15 protein-coding genes are annotated in these 17,809 nt (G+C 61.9%); 9 read left to right on the top strand and 6 right to left on the bottom strand.

The features are described from left to right. Positions 1-17: 17 nt before the first annotated feature. Entirely contained in the window at positions 18-2,210 is a 2,193-nt protein-coding gene (locus tag KVG91_RS04715) for a patatin-like phospholipase family protein (protein WP_169376537.1), read from the bottom strand. A gap of 84 nt (positions 2,211-2,294) precedes the next feature. Between KVG91_RS04715 and KVG91_RS04710 the strand changes: the two genes are divergently transcribed. After that, positions 2,295-2,582 (top strand): SelT/SelW/SelH family protein, encoded by a 288-nt coding sequence (locus KVG91_RS04710; protein ID WP_169376536.1) that lies wholly within the window; start codon positions 2,295-2,297, stop codon positions 2,580-2,582. 10 nt (positions 2,583-2,592) lie between these two features. On the opposite strand, the gene KVG91_RS04705 is transcribed toward KVG91_RS04710, so the two are convergent. Both KVG91_RS04705 and KVG91_RS04700 read right to left on the bottom strand, forming a co-directional pair. After that, positions 2,593-3,477 (bottom strand): DMT family transporter, encoded by an 885-nt coding sequence (locus tag KVG91_RS04705; RefSeq protein WP_169376535.1) that lies wholly within the window; start codon positions 3,475-3,477, stop codon positions 2,593-2,595. 927 nt (positions 3,478-4,404) lie between these two features. After that, positions 4,405-5,154, bottom strand: coding sequence for an AraC family transcriptional regulator (locus tag KVG91_RS04700; protein WP_169376027.1), 750 nt, complete (start codon positions 5,152-5,154; stop codon positions 4,405-4,407). A gap of 137 nt (positions 5,155-5,291) precedes the next feature. Here KVG91_RS04700 and KVG91_RS04695 point away from each other — a divergent pair, with 137 nt between their 5' ends. Continuing rightward, on the top strand, positions 5,292-6,101 hold the full coding sequence (locus tag KVG91_RS04695) for a UDP-2,3-diacylglucosamine diphosphatase (RefSeq protein WP_169376028.1): 810 nt from the start codon (positions 5,292-5,294) through the stop codon (positions 6,099-6,101). Positions 6,102-6,208: 107 nt separating this feature from the next. On the opposite strand, the gene KVG91_RS04690 is transcribed toward KVG91_RS04695, so the two are convergent. The 3 genes from KVG91_RS04690 to phhA form a co-directional block, all read right to left on the bottom strand. Next, positions 6,209-7,402 carry an amino acid aminotransferase gene (locus KVG91_RS04690; RefSeq protein ID WP_169376029.1) on the bottom strand — a complete coding sequence of 398 codons (1,194 nt, stop codon included), beginning with the start codon at positions 7,400-7,402 and terminating at the stop codon, positions 6,209-6,211. Beyond that, positions 7,402-7,758, bottom strand: coding sequence for a 4a-hydroxytetrahydrobiopterin dehydratase (locus KVG91_RS04685; RefSeq protein WP_169376030.1), 357 nt, complete (start codon positions 7,756-7,758; stop codon positions 7,402-7,404). The genes KVG91_RS04690 and KVG91_RS04685 overlap by 1 nt, the downstream gene beginning before the upstream one ends. Before the next feature lie 99 nt (positions 7,759-7,857). Beyond that, positions 7,858-8,661: a phenylalanine 4-monooxygenase gene (gene phhA, locus KVG91_RS04680; protein WP_169376031.1), complete on the bottom strand. Its 804-nt coding sequence runs from the start codon at positions 8,659-8,661 to the stop codon at positions 7,858-7,860. A gap of 257 nt (positions 8,662-8,918) precedes the next feature. On the opposite strand from phhA, the gene KVG91_RS04675 reads away from it, so the two are divergent. The 7 genes from KVG91_RS04675 (at position 8,919) to flgK (ending at position 17,804) form a co-directional block, all read left to right on the top strand. Next, complete coding sequence (locus KVG91_RS04675) at positions 8,919-10,484, top strand: sigma-54-dependent transcriptional regulator (RefSeq protein WP_169376032.1); 1,566 nt, start codon at positions 8,919-8,921, stop codon at positions 10,482-10,484. 525 nt (positions 10,485-11,009) lie between these two features. Then, positions 11,010-11,750, top strand: coding sequence for a flagellar basal body rod protein FlgF (locus KVG91_RS04670; protein ID WP_169376321.1), 741 nt, complete (start codon positions 11,010-11,012; stop codon positions 11,748-11,750). A gap of 66 nt (positions 11,751-11,816) precedes the next feature. After that, a complete protein-coding gene (flgG, locus tag KVG91_RS04665; protein ID WP_169376322.1) occupies positions 11,817-12,602 on the top strand; it encodes a flagellar basal-body rod protein FlgG in 786 nt (261 codons plus the stop codon). 52 nt (positions 12,603-12,654) lie between these two features. Beyond that, entirely contained in the window at positions 12,655-13,350 is a 696-nt protein-coding gene (gene flgH, locus KVG91_RS04660) for a flagellar basal body L-ring protein FlgH (RefSeq protein ID WP_169376323.1), read from the top strand. A 27-nt stretch (positions 13,351-13,377) separates the two neighbouring features. After that, entirely contained in the window at positions 13,378-14,466 is a 1,089-nt protein-coding gene (locus KVG91_RS04655; RefSeq protein WP_217894908.1) for a flagellar basal body P-ring protein FlgI, read from the top strand. A gap of 4 nt (positions 14,467-14,470) precedes the next feature. Continuing rightward, positions 14,471-15,742, top strand: coding sequence for a flagellar assembly peptidoglycan hydrolase FlgJ (flgJ, locus tag KVG91_RS04650; protein ID WP_169374664.1), 1,272 nt, complete (start codon positions 14,471-14,473; stop codon positions 15,740-15,742). A 10-nt stretch (positions 15,743-15,752) separates the two neighbouring features. Beyond that, positions 15,753-17,804, top strand: a complete 2,052-nt coding sequence (gene flgK, locus KVG91_RS04645; protein WP_169374663.1) for a flagellar hook-associated protein FlgK — start codon at positions 15,753-15,755, stop codon at positions 17,802-17,804. Positions 17,805-17,809: the final 5 nt, after the last annotated feature.

Genomic DNA, 17,809 nt, shown 5'->3' with positions numbered 1-17,809 from the left:
GGGTTTGATGTTGGTTTTTAGAACGTCTGCCCCAGGTTCAGGTACACCGCCTTCTGATTATCATCATTGAACCCATAGCTGAAGTTCAGCGGCCCCAACGGCGTATCAAAGCCCAGGAAAATACTCGCTGCGTTGATGTAGCCGCTGTCGAATTCATTGTCGTTGTTCCACGCCCGGCCACGTTCCAGTGATGCACCCAGGTACAGCGGGAAATCCAGCGGCAAATACGACCGTGGCGTGAGCCTGCGGTAGTACACCGCCCGCATCAGGCTGATGTTCTGGCCCGATATCGCATCCTGACGGAAGCCCGACAACTGCCGGGCACCCCCCAGCAGGAAGCTGGAACTGACCACATTTTCCGAGTCGTCCAAGGTGCGCCCATAGCGTCCGCCCAGCACCAAGGTGTCCGGGCCGTGGCTCATGGCCTTGTCCAGCTTGAACTCCCATTGGCGGTAGCGTTGGTCCGAGCCCAGGCCCGGTTCGAATTCACGGTAGGCCAGGCCGATGTCTTCACCGGTATGGGGGAAGTACACGTTGTCCAGGGAATCGAAGGAATACTTCAGCTCATAGAAGCCCTCACTGAAACTCACGCTGGGCAAATCCCGGTCGCCGATGCGCACATCCGCCTTGCCCCAGGCCTCGCCGACGCCGAAGCGGATCTCGCCGCTGTTGCCAATCTGCCTGCCGACGTTCAGGCCGAAACCGTAGCGTTCAAGGCGGTATTCGGAGATCGGATCGTTGTCCAGGATAAGCTCCACGTTCTGCGCCTGGGCCTTGATGTAAGGCGCGACAAAGTAACGCGAACCGGTGTCCATCGGCTGGTAGAACTCGCTGTACAGCTCTTGGCGGTCACCGATCTGCACCCGCGTCAGCCATTCGGCACCGAGGCGGTTGATGCCATTGATGCGGTAGCTCGCGCCCAGGTTGAAGGCGCTGTCGCCGCGCATGTCATCCGACAGGTTCAGGCCCAGGCGCAGGTAATCGGTGCCGCTGCGTTTGCCGCGCGCGCTGATCATCAAGGTGTTTTGCTGGCCTTTTTTGACCACGCGGTATTGCACCTGCTCGAAGTAATCCAGGCCGTACAGCGTGCCCATGTCCGACTGCAGGCGGCCCAGGTTCAGCGGCTCGCCCAGAGGTTGGCGGATGTAGTAACGGATCACATCGTCGCTGACTTTCGAGTCGTTCTCCACATCGATGGCGGTGATGACCGGCGTGCGTTCGCCCGGGGTGCGTGCGGCGATCAGTTGCGGGTCGACCTGACCGGCGGGGCGCAGGTGGGCGATGCGCGCATCGAGTGCGCGGGTGGCGCGGTAGCCGGCGTCGATCATGTCCTTGGCGCGGCCGAAGTCGGTCACGCCATACGCGGCCAGCGGCGGCTGGATCAGCACGTCCCTGGGGTGCAGGTCCTTGAGTTGTTCTTCCGAGTTGCGCCGGGTCATCAGGGTGATGGACTGGTTAAGCACATCGACCACCGTGGCCAGTTGCTTGCGCGAGCGCAGCGGGGTGCCGATGTCGACGACGATGGCGATGTCCACGCCCATTTCCCGCGCCACATCCAGCGGGATGTTGTCGGTCATGCCACCGTCCACCAGCAGCCGGCCGTCCAGTTCAACTGGCGCGAACACGGCCGGGATCGACATGCTGGCGCGGATCACCTGGGGCAGGTGGCCCTTGCGGAACACCACCTTTTCACCCGTGGTGATATCGGTGGCCACGGCCCTGAAGGGGATGGGCAACTTGTCGAAGTTCCGGGTGTTGCTGCTGTGGGCGAACATGCTTTCGAGCAGCAACGCCAGGTTCTGGCCCTGGATCACACCCAGTGGCAGGCCCAGGCTGCCGTCGTCGCGAAAGCTGAGTTTCTGCTTGACCAGGAAATCCCGATCATCCTGCTTGCGCCGGAACGGCACGTCTTCCCGCGGCGGTGCGTCGGACAGCGCCTGTTGCCAGTCGATGCTCAGCGCCAGCTTTTCCAGCTCGTCGATCTTGTAGCCTGAAGCGTACAACCCGCCGATCACCGCGCCCATGCTGGTGCCGGCAATCGCATCGATCTGGATACCTTGCTCTTCCAGTGCCTTGAGCACGCCAATATGCGCCAGCCCACGGGCGGCACCGCCCGACAGCACCAGGCCGATTTTCGGGCGTGGCGGTTCAATGGCGTCGGCAAAAAGGGGGAAGAGGCACAAAAGCAGGCAGGACCACAGGCGGCGCATCATGAATCTCGAGGCTGGGCGATAAAGGCCGGTATTATAGCCACTCGACCCTCATCCCTCGTTAGGCCTGGAGTCAGTCAAATAATGTCCGTGAGCAAACCCGAGATCGTCATCACCTATTGCACGCAATGTCAGTGGCTGCTGCGCGCGGCGTGGCTGGCGCAGGAGTTGTTGAGCACATTCGCCGATGATCTTGGCAAAGTGTCGCTGGCGCCAGCCACCGGTGGCGCGTTTCGCATCACCTGCGATGGCGTGCAGATCTGGGAACGCAAGGCCGACGGCGGCTTCCCCGAAGCCAAAGTGCTCAAGCAGCGCGTGCGCGACCAGATCGACCCTGAGCGCGACCTGGGGCACAACGACCGTACGCAATAGCCGTCGGCAATCAGGCTGTCGCAGCTGGCTGTTTGGCCTGGCTGGCGCTGCCCATCAACCCCGACAGCACAATCGCGACGATGATCAGCGCGCCGCCCAGCAGCATGCGCAACGTCGGGGTCTCGGCAAACAGCAGCCAGGCCGCGGTGATCCCGTAGACCGGCTCCATGGCAAACACCACCGAAGCGGTGCGCGCCTTGATCACCGCAAGGCTGGCCACGAACAGGCTGTGGGCCAGGCCGGTGCAGAACACGCCGAGCAAGCCGATCCACAGCCAGTCGATCGCGCGCACCTCCGCCAACCCAGGCGCTGCCACCGGCAACAGGCATGCCGCGACCACCACGTTCTGGCACAGCGCCGCCTGCACCGCCGGAATACGCCCGGAACTGGCGCGATTGTTCAGCGACAACAGGGAAAACAGCAGCCCCGAGGCGATTCCCCAGAGCAACCCGGCGGTGGCTTCGCTGGCGAGGTTGAAGTCCGGTGTGACCAGCACCAGACCGATGCTGACCAGCACCACCAGCAGCACCTCATTGGCGCGGATGCGCTCGCGGAAAATCAACCCTTCAAGGATCACGGTAAAGGCCGGGAAAGCCGTGAAGCCCAGGGTTGCAACGGCCACGCCGGCCACTTTGACGGCAATGAAGAACGTCACCCAATGCGCCGCCAGCAACACGCCACTGACCAGCAGCCGGCGCCAGTCACGCAGTTCGAGTGTTCTCCACGCGGTGCTGCTGGCGAACCGTGCGAATATCGCCAGGGCCAGCACGGCAAACACGGCGCGACCAAAGACAATGATGGCCGGTGAGGCGGCCGCCAGCTTGCCGAACACGCCGGTAAGGCCGAACATCAATGCGCCGATGTGCAGGGCGCCGAGGGCTGAGCGGGGGGTCATTGGGATCCTTGTATCGAGCGGGGTGACTGATGCGCAGTCTAGTGGGGCGGCTTGTCGGTGTCTGTCGTCCGGCTCGCGTTTTTTAGCGTCAGGCTCGTCCTACGTGTCGTGTACATATCCATTATTTAGGTAACGGCCACTGGCGGTTCCGCTTTTACAGCGGGTCACTTTTGGAAGGACCCAAAAGTAACCAAAAGGTCCTCGCCCCACCACTCGGTGCCTCGCCTAGGCTCGGCATGCCCGTAATCCGACAGTGATTTGGGGGGCCGCCGCCCACGCGCCATCCCTGGCGCGGGGGCGGCTAAACCGGCATCCCTGCCGGTTTACCCCCCAAATCAATGTCGAATTCCGGCCAGCGTGGTTGACGGGGCGATCCCAGATCAAAAGCAAAAGCGCGGCGGCCTTAGAGCCGACCGGTATTTGCTGTCGGTCTCGGTTCAAAATGTGGGAGCTGGCTTGCCTGCGATTGCATCAACTGGGTGTACCTGATGTACCGAGTTGTCTGCATCGCAGGCAAGCCAGCTCCCACAGAAAAGCAGATCGGTGGAGTGCCACCTAATCGGCTCTGGCTCTGGCTGTGCTTTCGCTTTTGATCTGGCTTTTGATTTTGATCTCAGGCGCCCCGTCAACCACGCTGGCCGAACGCAGGCTTGAATCCGTGGGTAACCCGGCAGGACGCCGGGTTAGCCGTCCTGGGCCATGGATGGCCCATGACGGCGGCCCACGGATTCAAGCCTGCGTTCGGGCATACCGAGCCTAAGCGAGGTACCGAGTGGTGGGGCAAGAGCCCTTTGGTTACTTTGGGGCTTTTCCAAAGTGACCCGCCGTAAGGGCGGAACCCATAGCCGCCGTGACCCAAATAACGGATATTCACACGGTCACCCCCAACGACATGGTCGGCCCAAAGGCCGCCACGGCAACAAAGCCCTACACATAACGCCGCAGAGAACTCGGCGAGGCCCCAAACTCACGCAACATCGCCGCAGCAAACGCACTCTGCGAGGTATAGCCGACCCGTTCGGCAATCGCGCCGATAGGCAACGGCGTCTTGCGCAAAAGCTCCAGCGCCATGTGCAGTCGCCGGCTGCGGATATAATCCATCGGCGTCTGCCCGCATTCGACCATGAAGCGCGCATGCAAACGCGCCACCGACAGGTCGGCAAGGCGCGCCAGGTCAGCCACTTGCAGCGGGTGCGCCGCGTGCCGCTCGATATGTGCATTGAACGCCGCGTACGGCAGGCGCCGCCCGGCCGGCGTCTGCGCCAGCGGATGATTGAGGCTCGCCAGCAACAGCACCGCGCCTTGCTGCACAATCAGCGGGTCCTCCACCGGGCTCTGTGCCAGCCACTGCACCAATTGGTTTTGCCGCGAGTCCAGCGTCAACCGAGCGGGTTGGTCGAGCAGGCGGCGACTGGCATCGGCGTGCTCGCCCAACGATTGCAGCACCCAGTGCTCGGTGGGCACATCCAGCACCAGGCAGCGGCTGCCATCACGGCTGCCGCAGGCGTGGTGGGCGCAGAAGGGCAGCACCATCACGCTGCTTTCGCGAACCTGGCTGCCACGTCCCTCGACTTCCAGGTCCAAATGCCCGGACAGGCCGAACACCAATTGCGCATGGTCATGGCTGTGCACGATTGGTGCTTCGAGGTAATGGCGTAGCGTGAGGGCAGGGCTCATCGCGGTCTCCAGGGCGGCAAGCGGCCAGTCTACAACGCTTCGCGGCTGCCGAGCGCTGTCATCAGACTGACGCATCGTTGTCATGGGCTATTAATCGCGGTGGCGCAAGCTCGCGAAAACACCGTCGAGGGATGCCCATGACCAGTGCCGAGTTCGTCAAGCCCAGCCGCAAGCAACGGGTTCGAACCCTGTGGATTTCCGATGTGCACCTGGGCACCCGGGATTGCCAGGCCGAACACTTATCGCAGTTCCTCAAAGGCTACCACGCCGACAAGGTTTACCTGGTGGGAGACATCATCGACGGCTGGAAACTGCGCGGCGGCATGTATTGGCCCCAGGCCCACACCAACGTGATCCGTCGCCTGTTGACCATGGCCAAGCGCGGCACCGAGGTGATCTACGTCACCGGCAACCACGACGAATTCCTGCGCCGTTACTCCAAGCTGATCCTGGGCAATATCCAGTTGGTGGACGAAGTGGTACACGTGACTGCCGATGGCCGCCACTTGCTGGTGATCCACGGTGACCAGTTCGACGTGATCACCCGCTATCACCGCTGGCTGGCGTTCCTCGGCGACTCGGCCTACGAGTTCACCCTCACGCTGAACCGTTGGCTGAACCATTGGCGTGCGCGGTATGGCTACGGTTACTGGTCGCTGTCGGCGTACCTCAAGCATAAGGTCAAGACGGCGGTGAGCTTTATCAGCGATTTCGAAGAAGCCATCGCCCACGAAGTGACCAAGCGCGAGCTGCATGGTGTGGTCTGCGGGCATATCCACCATGCGGAAATTCGCAAGGTGGGCGAGGTGGATTACCTCAACTGCGGGGATTGGGTGGAGTCGTGCACGGCATTGATCGAGCACTGGGACGGGAGTATCGAGTTGTATCGGTTGGCGGATGCGCAGGCGAAGGCGGCGCTGCTCAAGGCCGAAATGGTTGCGGGCTGAACCTGTGGGAGCTGGCTTGCCTGCGATAGCGGTTTATCAGTGAGCAATGTGGGGCTGACACACCGCTATCGCAGGCAAGCCAGCTCCCACAGTTTGATTCGGTTTATTCAGTTGCAGACGTCGGCGATGGCTTCAGCCAGCGACGCCAGACGCGTCGCATCAACCCCCGCCACATTGGCCCGCCCGGAACTGACCATGTACACGCTGTGTTTCTCGCGCAGTCGCTTGACCTGCTCGGCGCTCAAACCGGTGTAGGAAAACATGCCGCGCTGCGCCCCAATGTGCGCAAACCGCTCTGACAAACCATGGGGCGCCAGCGCTTCCACCAGCCCTGATCGCAAGTGTGCAATCCGCGAGCGCATGGCCTCGACTTCCTCGCTCCAGCGCTTTTTCAGCTCGGCATCGCCCAGGATGGTCGCGACCACTGCCGCCCCATGATCCGGCGGTGTCGACCACAGATTGCGCGCGGTATTCGCCAGCTGGCTGCGCACGTCAGTGAGCTTTTCGGCGTCCGCCGCGCACACGATCAGCGCGCCGACGCGGTCGCTGTACAGGCCGAAATTCTTCGAGCAAGAGCTGGTGATCAGGACTTCCGGCAATTCGGCGGCAAACAGCCGCACCGCCCAGGCGTCCTGCTTGAGGCCATCGCCGAAGCCTTGGTAGGCAAAGTCGATCAACGGCAACAGTTGGCGCTCGCGCACGATCTCGAGCACCTGGCGCCAATCAGCCTGGGACAGGTCGAAACCGGTCGGGTTGTGGCAGCAGGCGTGCAGCAGCACCACATCACCCTTCGGCACGCTGGACAGGGCGGCGAGCATCGCCGTCACGTCCAGGCGATTGTCAACCGCCACGTACGGGTAGTGGCTGACCTTGAGACCGGCCTTGGCAAAGAGGGTCTCGTGGATCGGCCAGGTCGGGTTGCTCAGCCACACGCCACGGCCGGGAAGGTTGTGGGCGATGAAGTCGGCGCTCAGGCGCAGCGCACCGGTGCCGCCCGGGGTCTGGGTGGCGCCGGCACGGCGTTCGCGGATCAGTGCAGAATCGAAGCCGAGTACCAGTTCGCTGATCAGCGTGCCGAACGCGGCATTGCCGTGTCCGCCGATGTAGGTCTTGGTGGCTTGCGTGTCCACCAGGCGCTGTTCGGCGAATTTGACCGCGTGCAGGATCGGCGTAAGGCCCTGGTCATCCTTATACACGCCCACGCCCAGGTCGAACTTGTTCGGGTTGGCGTCCTGGGCGTACAGGTCCATCAACCCCAGAATCGGGTCGCCGGGCACGCGGCCGATGGCATCGAAGTGCATTACTTGCGGCCCTCGGCGTCCTTGGCCACTTCGTCGGTGCGCGCGGCCATGATGAAGTCGTTGCGGTGCAGGCCCTTGATGGAGTGGCTCCACCAGGTCACGGTGACCTTGCCCCATTCGGTGAGCAGGCCTGGGTGATGGCCTTCGGCTTCGGCGATTTCACCCACGGCGTTGGTGAAGGCCAGGGCGAACTTGAAGTTCTTGAACAGGAAAACCTTTTCCAGCTGCATCACGCCGTCGCGCACTTCGATATTCCAGTCGGGGATCTGCTTGAGCAGTACCGGCAACTCTTCGTCGCTGACTTGCGGGGCATCGGCGCGGCAGGCTTCGCAGTGGGCTTGGTTCAAGGTGGTCATGTGAGGTGTCCTGAATTCGAATGATTGAAGATCAGTGGGCGTCACCCTAAAGCAACGCAAGGCCAGGGAAAAGACTCACCTGGCTACAAAACATGGGGTTCACGCAACCTTGGGTTGGGTGGCTGCTTTTGGGGTAAAAAGCGGGGCGTGCAACCCGAGCTGCATGCCGCGCTCGACCATGCCCATGATGTCTTCCTGCGCCACGTCGAACAGGCGCTTGAGTTCGGGCAGCACGAAGTACAACGGTTGCAGGATGTCGATGCGATACGGCGTGCGCATTGCCTCCAGCGGGTCGAACGCCTGGTGCTTGGGCTCTGAAGAAAGGCTGTACACCGTCTCTTTGGGCGACGACAGAATGCCGCCACCATAGATGCGCCGGCCTTCGGGCGTGTCCACCAGGCCGAACTCGATGGTCATCCAGTACAGGCGCGCCAGGTAGACGCGCTGCTCCTTGGTGGCCGCCAGGCCGAGCTTGCCGTAGGTGTGGGTGAATTCGGCGAACCAGGGGTTGGTCAGCAGCGGGCAGTGGCCGAAGATCTCGTGGAAAATGTCCGGTTCTTGCAGGTAGTCCAGTTCTTCGCGGGTACGGATGAAGGTGGCCACTGGAAACTGCTTGCTGGCGAGCAACTCGAAAAAGGTCTGGAAGGGAATCAGTGCCGGTACGCGGGCGACTTGCCAGCCGGTGGTCGCGGCCAACACCTTATTGACTTCGCCGAGTTGCGGAATGCGGTCGTGTGGCAGGTCGAGCTTATCGATGCCGTCCAGGTACTCCTGGCAGGCGCGACCCTCGATCACTTTCAACTGGCGAGTGATCAAGGTGTTCCACACCGCGTGTTCTTGCGGCGAGTAGTGGATAAAACCTTGCGCGTCGGGTTCGCGGGCCACGTATTGCGTTTGCTTCATACGGTTCTCCTGCTAGGCATTCGTTCTTGTTATGTCCTGCTATGGGCTTATTGATAACCCGTGAGCGGCAAGATTCCATCCGCCTGAACAGCCGCCATGTAGGACGAATTACCGGTTATCGTAAAGTATTCGTTACGTTTAGGCGGATGGCCGTGGTGTTGGGCTGGGAAATCCCTCGGAACTGTCACATAATCTTGACGACTATCTGCGCCCAGCGACAAAAAGACGCGGCGCCTATCCACCTTTCGAGCTTCTTCATGCGTATCAAAGTGCATTGCCAGAACCGCATCGGCATCCTGCGGGACATCCTCAACCTGCTGGTGGAGTACGGCGTCAACGTCGCCAAGGGCGAGGTCGGCGGTGAGCATGGCAACGCCATTTACCTGTACTGCCCTAACCTTGTGAACATGCAGTTCCAGGCGCTGCGCCCGCAGTTCGAGGCAATTGCCGGGGTATTCGGCGTGAAACGGGTCGGGCTGATGCCCAGCGAACGGCGGCACATGGAGCTCAACGCGCTGCTCGGCGCCCTGGAGTTTCCCGTCCTGTCGATCGACATGGGCGGCTCCATTGTCGCCGCCAACCGCGCCGCGGCGCAGTTGCTTGGGGTGCGGGTGGATGAGGTGCCGGGCATTCCGTTGTCGCGCTATGCCGAGGACTTCGACTTGCCGGAGTTGGTGCGCGCCAGCAAATCGCGGATAAACGGCCTGCGGGTCAAGGTCAAGGGTGACGTGTTCCTGGCAGACATCGCGCCGCTGCAGTCGTCCGAACACGATGACAGCGAGGCGATGGCCGGTGCCGTGCTGACCCTGCACCGTGCCGACCGCGTGGGTGAGCGCATCTACAATGTGCGCAAGCAGGAGCTGCGCGGCTTTGACAGCATCTTCCAAAGCTCCAAGGTCATGGCCGCCGTGGTCCGCGAAGCCCGGCGCATGGCGCCGCTGGATGCGCCTCTATTAATAGAAGGCGAAACCGGCACCGGCAAAGAACTGCTGGCGCGCGCTTGCCACCTGGCCAGCCCGCGTGGGCAATCGCCGTTGATGGCGCTTAACTGCGCCGGCTTGCCCGAGTCGATGGCCGAGACCGAACTGTTCGGCTACGGCCCGGGCGCCTTTGAAGGCGCACGCGCCGAAGGCAAGCTGGGGCTGTTGGAGCTGACGGCGGGCGGCACCTTGTTTCTGGACGGTGTAGGTGAAATGAGCGCGCGCTTGCAGGTGAAGTTGCTGCGCTTTTTGCAGGACGGCTGCTTTCGGCGGGTCGGCAGTGATGAAGAGGTTTACCTGGACGTGCGGGTGATCTGTGCGACCCAGGTGGACTTGTCCGAGCTGTGCGCCCGTGGCGAATTCCGCCAGGACCTTTACCACCGCCTCAACGTGCTGTCCCTGCACATTCCGCCTTTGCGCGAATGCCTCGATGGCTTGGCGCCGTTGGTTGAGCACTTCCTCGACCAGGCCAGCCGACAGATCGGCTGCCCGTTGCCCAAGCTGGCGCCCGCCGCAATGGATCGCTTGAGTCACTACCACTGGCCAGGCAACGTGCGGCAGTTGGAAAACGTGCTGTTTCAAGCGGTGTCGCTGTGTGAAGGTGGCACGGTCAAGGCCGAGCATATTCGCTTGCCGGATTACGGGGTGCGTCAGCCGCTTGGCGATTTCTCGCTGGAGGGGGGGCTTGAAGCGATTGTCGGTCGGTTCGAGAAGGCGGTGTTGGAAAGTTTGTATGCCGAGCATCCGAGCAGCCGGCAGTTGGGCAAGCGGTTGGGGGTTTCCCACACGACCGTTGCCAACAAGCTGCGCGATTACGACATTCTCAAGGCCGATCGCGGTTGAAAAGTGGGAGCTGGCTTGCCTGCGATAGCCATAGGTATCTACACAACTTTGTAGTGAGCGGGCTTGTCGAATCGTCGCACCGCCCGCGCTGGGTGGCGAAGCCGCCCCAAACCAGGCAACTGTGTTCTATCTGAAACACTGCAGTGTTCTTAGTTGGGCGGCTTCGCCACCCAGCGCGGGGCAAGCCCGCTCACTACAGGGATACTTTTCGGTCGTTGAGAGTTGTGTAGATACCTATGCTGCGATTGCGGTCATTCAGTCACAGATGAGCAATATGACACTTCCCAATCGCAGGCAAGCCAGCTCCCACATTGGATCTTTGGCGCCTTCAAGACCGGCGTTTGCCGTAAGCGGCAGTAGTCCGCCGTTTTTTCGACTCTCACCCAACCCTTAAATCCCCATAGCTGCCCGCAACCCCCCGTCCCGCCTGCACTTCACCGTCTTCTTCAAAGTTGGTTCGCAAATTGCTTAAGCCTCATCAGTACAGCGGTGGGCGGCAAGCGTCCGTCAGAAAGAGGAAGAAGCGTGGACAAGTACCTTTATGTGGCAATGACCGGCGCCAGTCAGAATGCTCTGGCGCAGAAGGCCCATGCCAACAACCTGGCGAACATTTCCACCAATGGTTTCCAACGTGACCTGGAGCAGGCGCGTTCGATGCCGGTGTTCGGTGACAGCTTTCCGGCGCGGGCGTTTGCCCTCACTGAGCGTCCGGCCACCGACTTCACGCCGGGCGCCATGATCGAAACCGGTCGCGACCTCGACGTGGCCGTCAGCGGCGACGGCTGGATGGCCGTGCAAACCCCGGATGGCGGCGAAGCCTACGTGCGCAGCGCCAGCATGAATGTGGATGCGCTGGGCGTGCTGCGTGCCGGCAACGGCATGCCGATCATGGGCAACGGTGGCCCGATTGCGGTGCCGCCCCAGCAGAAGATCGAAGTGGGCGCCGACGGCACCATCAGCATCCGCGCCATGGGTGAAGGCCCACGGGTGATGGCTGAAGTGGACCGCATCAAATTAGTCCAGCCCGACCTGAAGAACATGACCAAGGGCCTGGACGGCACCATCCACACCAAGGATGGCCAGCCGGCCCAGGCCGACGCGAACGTCACGCTGAACTCGGGCTTCCTGCAGGCGAGCAACGTCAATGCCGTGGAGGAGATGACCGCGGTGCTGGCGCTGGCCAAACAGTTCGAGCTGCACATCAAGATGATGAACAGCGCCAAGGAAGATGACCAGGCCATGACCCGCGTCATGCAGATGAGCTGACAGGCGATCACCGAATTCTAATTGTGTAACGCGGCGCCAACAAACAGGCGCGCAGAGGAGAACAGCATGCTTCCGGCTCTATGGGTTGCCAAAACAGGTTTGTCCGCTCAGGACACCAACCTGACCACTATTTCCAACAACTTGGCCAACGTATCGACCACGGGTTTCAAACGTGATCGCGCCGAGTTCCAGGACTTGCTCTACCAGATCAAGCGCCAGCCTGGTGCCCAGTCGACTCAGGACAGCGAGCTGCCATCGGGCCTGCAACTGGGTACTGGTGTGAAGATCGTCGGCACCCAGAAGAACTTCACCGCCGGTAACCTGCAGCAGACCGGCCAACCGCTGGACATGGCGATCAACGGCAAAGGCTTCTTCCAGATCCTGCAGCCGGATGGGACCACGTCCTACACCCGTGACGGTACTTTCCACCTGGATTCCAACGGCCAGATCGTCACCGCCAGCGGCTTCGCCCTGGAGCCTGCGATTGTGGTGCCTGCCGATGCGCAGACCTTCACCGTCGGCAATGATGGCACCGTCTCTATCACCGTGGCCGGCAACCCGGCGTCCCAGGTGATCGGCAACCTGCAGACCGCCGACTTCATCAACCCGGCCGGCCTGCAGGCCATGGGTGGCAACCTGTTCCTGGAAACCGCTTCCAGCGGCGCGCCGCAAATCGGCACCCCCGGCCTGAACGGTTTCGGCACCACGCTGCAAAGCACCCTGGAAACCTCCAACGTGAGCACGGTTGAGGAGATGGTCAACATGATCACCACCCAGCGCGCCTACGAGATGAACTCCAAGGTGATCTCCACCGCCGACCAGATGCTCTCGTTCGTCACGCAGAATCTGTAATCAAGTCTATGGGCGCCCTCGGGGGCGCCGGCAACACCGTGAGGTTAGGGTCATGAATCGCTTTGTTTCTGTTCTGGCATTGAGTGGGATCGCCGTGCTTGCGGGCTGTGTCGCCCCGACGCCGAAACCCAATGACCCGTACTACGCGCCGGTGTTGCCGCGCACGCCGTTGCCGGCGGCGGCCAATAATGGCTCGATTTACCAGGCAGGTTTCGAGCAGAACCTGTACAGCGACCGCAAGGCGTTCCGGGTCGGTGACATCATTACCATCACCCTGAACGAGCGTACCCAGGCCAGCAAGAACGCCAACTCCCAGGTCGGCAAGACCAGCAAGGCAGGACTGAGCCTGACCTCGCTGTTCGGCGCCGTGCCCAACGTCAACAACCCGCTGGGCGATGGCGACCTGAGCTTGAACGCCGGCTACAGCGGTGACCGTGCCACCAACGGCAAGAGCGCGGCAGGGCAGGGCAACAGCTTGACCGGTTCGATCACCGTGACCGTCGCCGATGTATTGCCCAACGGCATCATTGCCGTGCGCGGTGAGAAGTGGATGACCCTCAATACCGGCGATGAGCTGGTGCGCATTGCCGGCATGGTCCGCGCCGATGACATCTCCACCGACAACACTGTACCGTCCACGCGGATTGCCGATGCGCGCATCACCTACTCCGGTACCGGTGCTTTTGCCGATGCGAGTCAGCCAGGCTGGTTCGACCGTTTCTTCCTTAGCCCGCTGTTCCCTTTCTAGGTGGCCACTTTGAAACTCAAACAGCTGATGGCGGCCGCATTGTTGCTGAGCCTGAGCGCCGTTGCCCAGGCCGAACGCCTGAAAGACATCGCCAGCATCTCGGGCGTGCGCTCCAACCAGTTGATCGGCTACGGCCTGGTGGTGGGGCTCAGCGGTACGGGTGACCAGACCACCCAGACCCCGTTCACCCTGCAGACCTTCAACAATATGCTCTCGCAGTTCGGCATCAAGGTGCCGGCGGGTTCGGGCAACGTGCAGCTCAAAAACGTCGCGGCGGTGTCGATCAGCGCCGACCTGCCGGCGTTCTCCAAGCCGGGCCAGGTGGTGGACATCACCGTGTCGTCCATCGGTAACTCCAAAAGCCTGCGTGGCGGCACCTTGCTGATGACGCCCCTCAAGGGTATCGACGGCAACGTCTACGCCATCGCCCAGGGCAACCTGGTGGTGGGCGGCTTTGATGCCGAAGGTCGCGACGGTTCGAAGATCACCGTCAACGTGCCCTCGGCGGGTCGTATTCCCGGCGGCGCCACGGTTGAACGCACCGTGCCCAGTGGTTTCAACCAGGGCAACAGCCTGACCTTGAACCTTAACCGCTCCGACTTCACCACCGCCAAGCGCGTGGTCGACAAGATCAACGAAATGCTCGGCCCTGGCGTGGCCCAGGCCATCGACGGCGGCTCGGTCCGTGTGACGGCGCCGCTGGACCCAAGCCAGCGCGTCGATTACTTGTCGATCCTGGAAAACCTCGAGGTCGACCCGGGCCAGGCGGTGGCCAAAGTCATCATCAACTCGCGTACCGGCACCATCGTGATCGGCCAGAACGTCAAGGTCTCGCCGGCGGCGGTGACCCACGGCAGCCTGACCGTGACCATCACCGAAGACCCGATCGTCAGCCAGCCTGGGCCGTTGTCCAACGGCCAGACGGCGGTGGTGCCACGTTCGCGGGTCAATGCCCAGCAAGAAGCCAAGCCGATGTTCAAGTTCGGTCCCGGCACCACCCTGGATGAGATTGTCCGCGCGGTGAACCAGGTGGGCGCAGCGCCCGGCGACTTGATGGCGATCCTTGAAGCTTTGAAACAGGCCGGCGCCTTGCAAGCCGACCTGATCGTGATCTGAGGCAATGGCCATGGACATGCGCAAAAGTGGTATCAGCAGCACGGCGGACTCGGGGTCTTACTCCGACTTGAACCGGCTTAACCAGCTCAAGGTCGGCGACGACAAAAACAGCGAAGGCAACATGCGCAAAGTGGCGCAGGAGTTCGAGTCGCTGTTTTTGAACGAAATGCTCAAATCCATGCGTTCGGCTACCGAGACGTTGGGCAAAGATAACCCGATGAACACGTCTGCGGCCAAACAGTATCAGGAAATGTACGACCAGCAGCTGGCGGTCTCGATGTCCCGCGAAGGCGGCGGTATCGGCCTGGCCGATGTGCTGATGCGCCAGATGCAAAAAAACAAACCGGTGGAGGCCCAGGCCGCCACCCTGCAGGGCCCGGCAGCGGTTGAGCCTGTGAAGAAGGCCAATGTGCCGACCGAGATTGCTGCCGGTACCCAGGCGCAAGGTCCACTGGGCCGCTCCAACGGCCAGCGGCCGCTGTGGGCGATACGTGTGGCTGAACCGCAGGGCGGCGCCGCAGCCTCCCACAGCAACGACATCGCCTTGATGAACCAGCGGCGTATCGCGTTGCCGAGCAAGCTGGCCGATCGCTTGCTCGCCGGCATCGTGCCGACCACCCAGGTCGCCACCGAAGCCAAGGCCGCGCCGCTGCGCAACAGCGCCTTGCAAGACAATGTGGTCAACAGCGCCGCGCGCCGCGTTGGCGTGCCCAGCGACCGCATGCAGGTTTACAGCCGCGCCGTGGCCCAGCCTCCGTTGGCGCCGGCGAAGAAAGCCTTCAGTTCGCAGGATGAATTTGTCGCCACCATGTTGCCGATGGCCGAAGCGGCCGCCAAGCGCATTGGTGTCGATCCCAAGTACCTGGTGGCCCAGGCCGCGCTGGAAACCGGTTGGGGCAAATCGGTGATGCGCGCCCAGGACGGCACCAGCAGCCATAACCTGTTCGGCATCAAGGCCGGCCAGAGTTGGCAGGGTGAGAAGGCGCGTGCAATCACCAGCGAGTTCCGTGACGGGGCAATGGTCAAGGAAACGGCGCAGTTCCGTTCCTACGACTCCTACCAGGACAGCTTCCATGACCTGGTGACGTTGTTGCAAAGCAATGATCGCTATAAAGACGTGCTGAGTTCGGCCGATAACCCGGAACAGTTTGTACGCGAGTTGCAGAAAGCCGGGTACGCCACCGACCCGGCCTACGCCAGCAAGATTTCGCAGATCGCCAAGAACATGAACAGTTACCAGAATTACGCTGCCGCGGGCGCGACCACTCTTTTATAAGGTCTGAACCATGAGTTTGCTCAATATCGGGATGTCGGGGCTTAACGCCGCTCAAGGATCGTTGACGGTCTTGAGTAACAACATCGCCAACGCCAATACGGCCGGCTATTCGCGTCAGCAGACCACCCAGAGCGCGAATGCGTCGAACCCGTTCGGCGGCGTATTCATCGGCAGCGGCACCACCCTGGCCGACGTGCGCCGGGTGTACAACGAATACTTGGACACGGCCTACCAGAACAGCACCTCGCTCAACGCTGATGCCAAGGCGTACCTGGACCAGGTGAGTGCAGTGGATAAGACGCTGTCGGACAAGACCACCGGTATGTCGGCGGTGCTCAGCGATTTCTTCGCCGCGGTCCAGTCCGCCTCGGCCAGCCCGAACAATACGTCGACCCGCCAGATCCTGCTGACCAGCGCCCAGACGTTGAGCAACCGGTTCAACTCGATCTCCAGTCAGTTGAGCCAGCAGAAAGAAACCATCAACAGCCAGCTGACCTCCCTGACCGATCAGGTCAACCAACTGACGTCGTCGATTGCTTCGCTCAATAAACAGATCAATCAGGTGCAGGGTTCTTCGAACACCACGCCGGCCAACCTGCTGGATGCGCGCGCCGAAGCCGTGCGTTCGCTCAATGAACTGGTCGGTGTCACCGTCGGCGAAAAGAATGGCGTGTTCAGTGTCAGCACCGGCAGCGGCCAATCCCTGGTGCTGGGCGATCGGTCCAACACCCTGTCCGCCGTACCGAGCAAGAGCGACGCCAGCCAGTACACGATCCAGCTCAATGCCGCAGGCGGCGGTACGACCATGGACCTGGGCAATGTAATCAGTGGGGGCAGCATCGGCGGCTTGCTGCGCTATCGCAGCGATGTCCTGACGCCGGCCATCAATGACCTGGGCCGCATTGCGATCGTCACTGCCGACACGATCAACAGCCAACTGGGCCAGGGTCTCGACCTGAACGGCGAGTTCGGTGCGTCGATGTTCAAGGACATCAACAACGCGGCGTCCGTCGCCCTGCGCAGCGTGGGCGCCCAGGGTAACCAGGGCGCCGGTAGCCTGGGTGTGACGATCAAGGACACCAGCAAGCTGACCAACTTCGATTACAAGGTCAGCTTCAACGACCCGGCCGACCTCAACAAGGTCACCGTGCTGCGTTCCGATGGCAAGGCCATGGGTAACTTTGATATCAGCGCCACACCGCCCGCGGTGATCGACGGCTTTACCCTGGAACTCAAGAATGGCCCGATGCAGGCCGGTGACAGTTTCAAGGTCAGCCCGACCGCCAGCGGCGCCAAGGACATCGGTACCGTCCTCACCGACCCGAACAAGGTTGCGTTTGCCGCGCCGTTGAAAGGGGAGGCCAGTAAAACCAACCAGGGCACCGGCAGCTTTACCCCGCCGACTCTGACCCTGCCCCTGGATATCCAGGGCGGCGCCGATACCGCGCAACTGCGCGTCGGCATCGAGAGTTCGATGCCGGTGAAGATGGTCTTCGCCAAGCCTGCGGCCGATGGCACCCAGGCCTATACGCTCAATGACGCCAAGGGCGATCCGATCGGCTCCGGCACCATCATTCCGGGGCAGTCGAACAAGATCACCATCAACGTGCCGATGCGTGATGCCAGCGGCGCCCTGGTGGTGCCGGCCAAGAGCTTCGGCTTTGATACCTCGGTTGCGGGTTCGCCGGCGCCGGGTGACAGCACCACGTTTTCGTTCAATGCCACGGGCGAGTCCGACAACCGCAACGCCCAGCAACTGCTTAACCTGCAAACCAAGGCGACCGTGGGCGTGGCGACGGATGGCACCGGCGGCACCAGCCTGGTGGGTGCCAACAGCAAGTTGGTGTCCACGGTAGGCGCCAAGGCCGCTGCGGCCACCACGGACACCACCGCCACCAACGCGTTGTTGGCGGCCAACAAAAATGCGCGCAACTCCGTGTCCCAGGTCAACCTGGACGAAGAGGCGGGCGACATGATCAAGTTCCAGCAGTACTACACAGCGTCGTCGCAGATCATCAAGGCTGCGCAAGAAACCTTCAGCACGCTGATCAATAGTCTTTAAGGGAG

Source organism: Pseudomonas azadiae, assembly GCF_019145355.1.
Classification (GTDB): Bacteria; Pseudomonadota; Gammaproteobacteria; order Pseudomonadales; family Pseudomonadaceae; genus Aquipseudomonas; species Aquipseudomonas azadiae.
The sequence above is the reverse complement of the archived record's forward strand: the minus strand, read 5'-3'. Positions and strand labels throughout refer to the sequence as shown.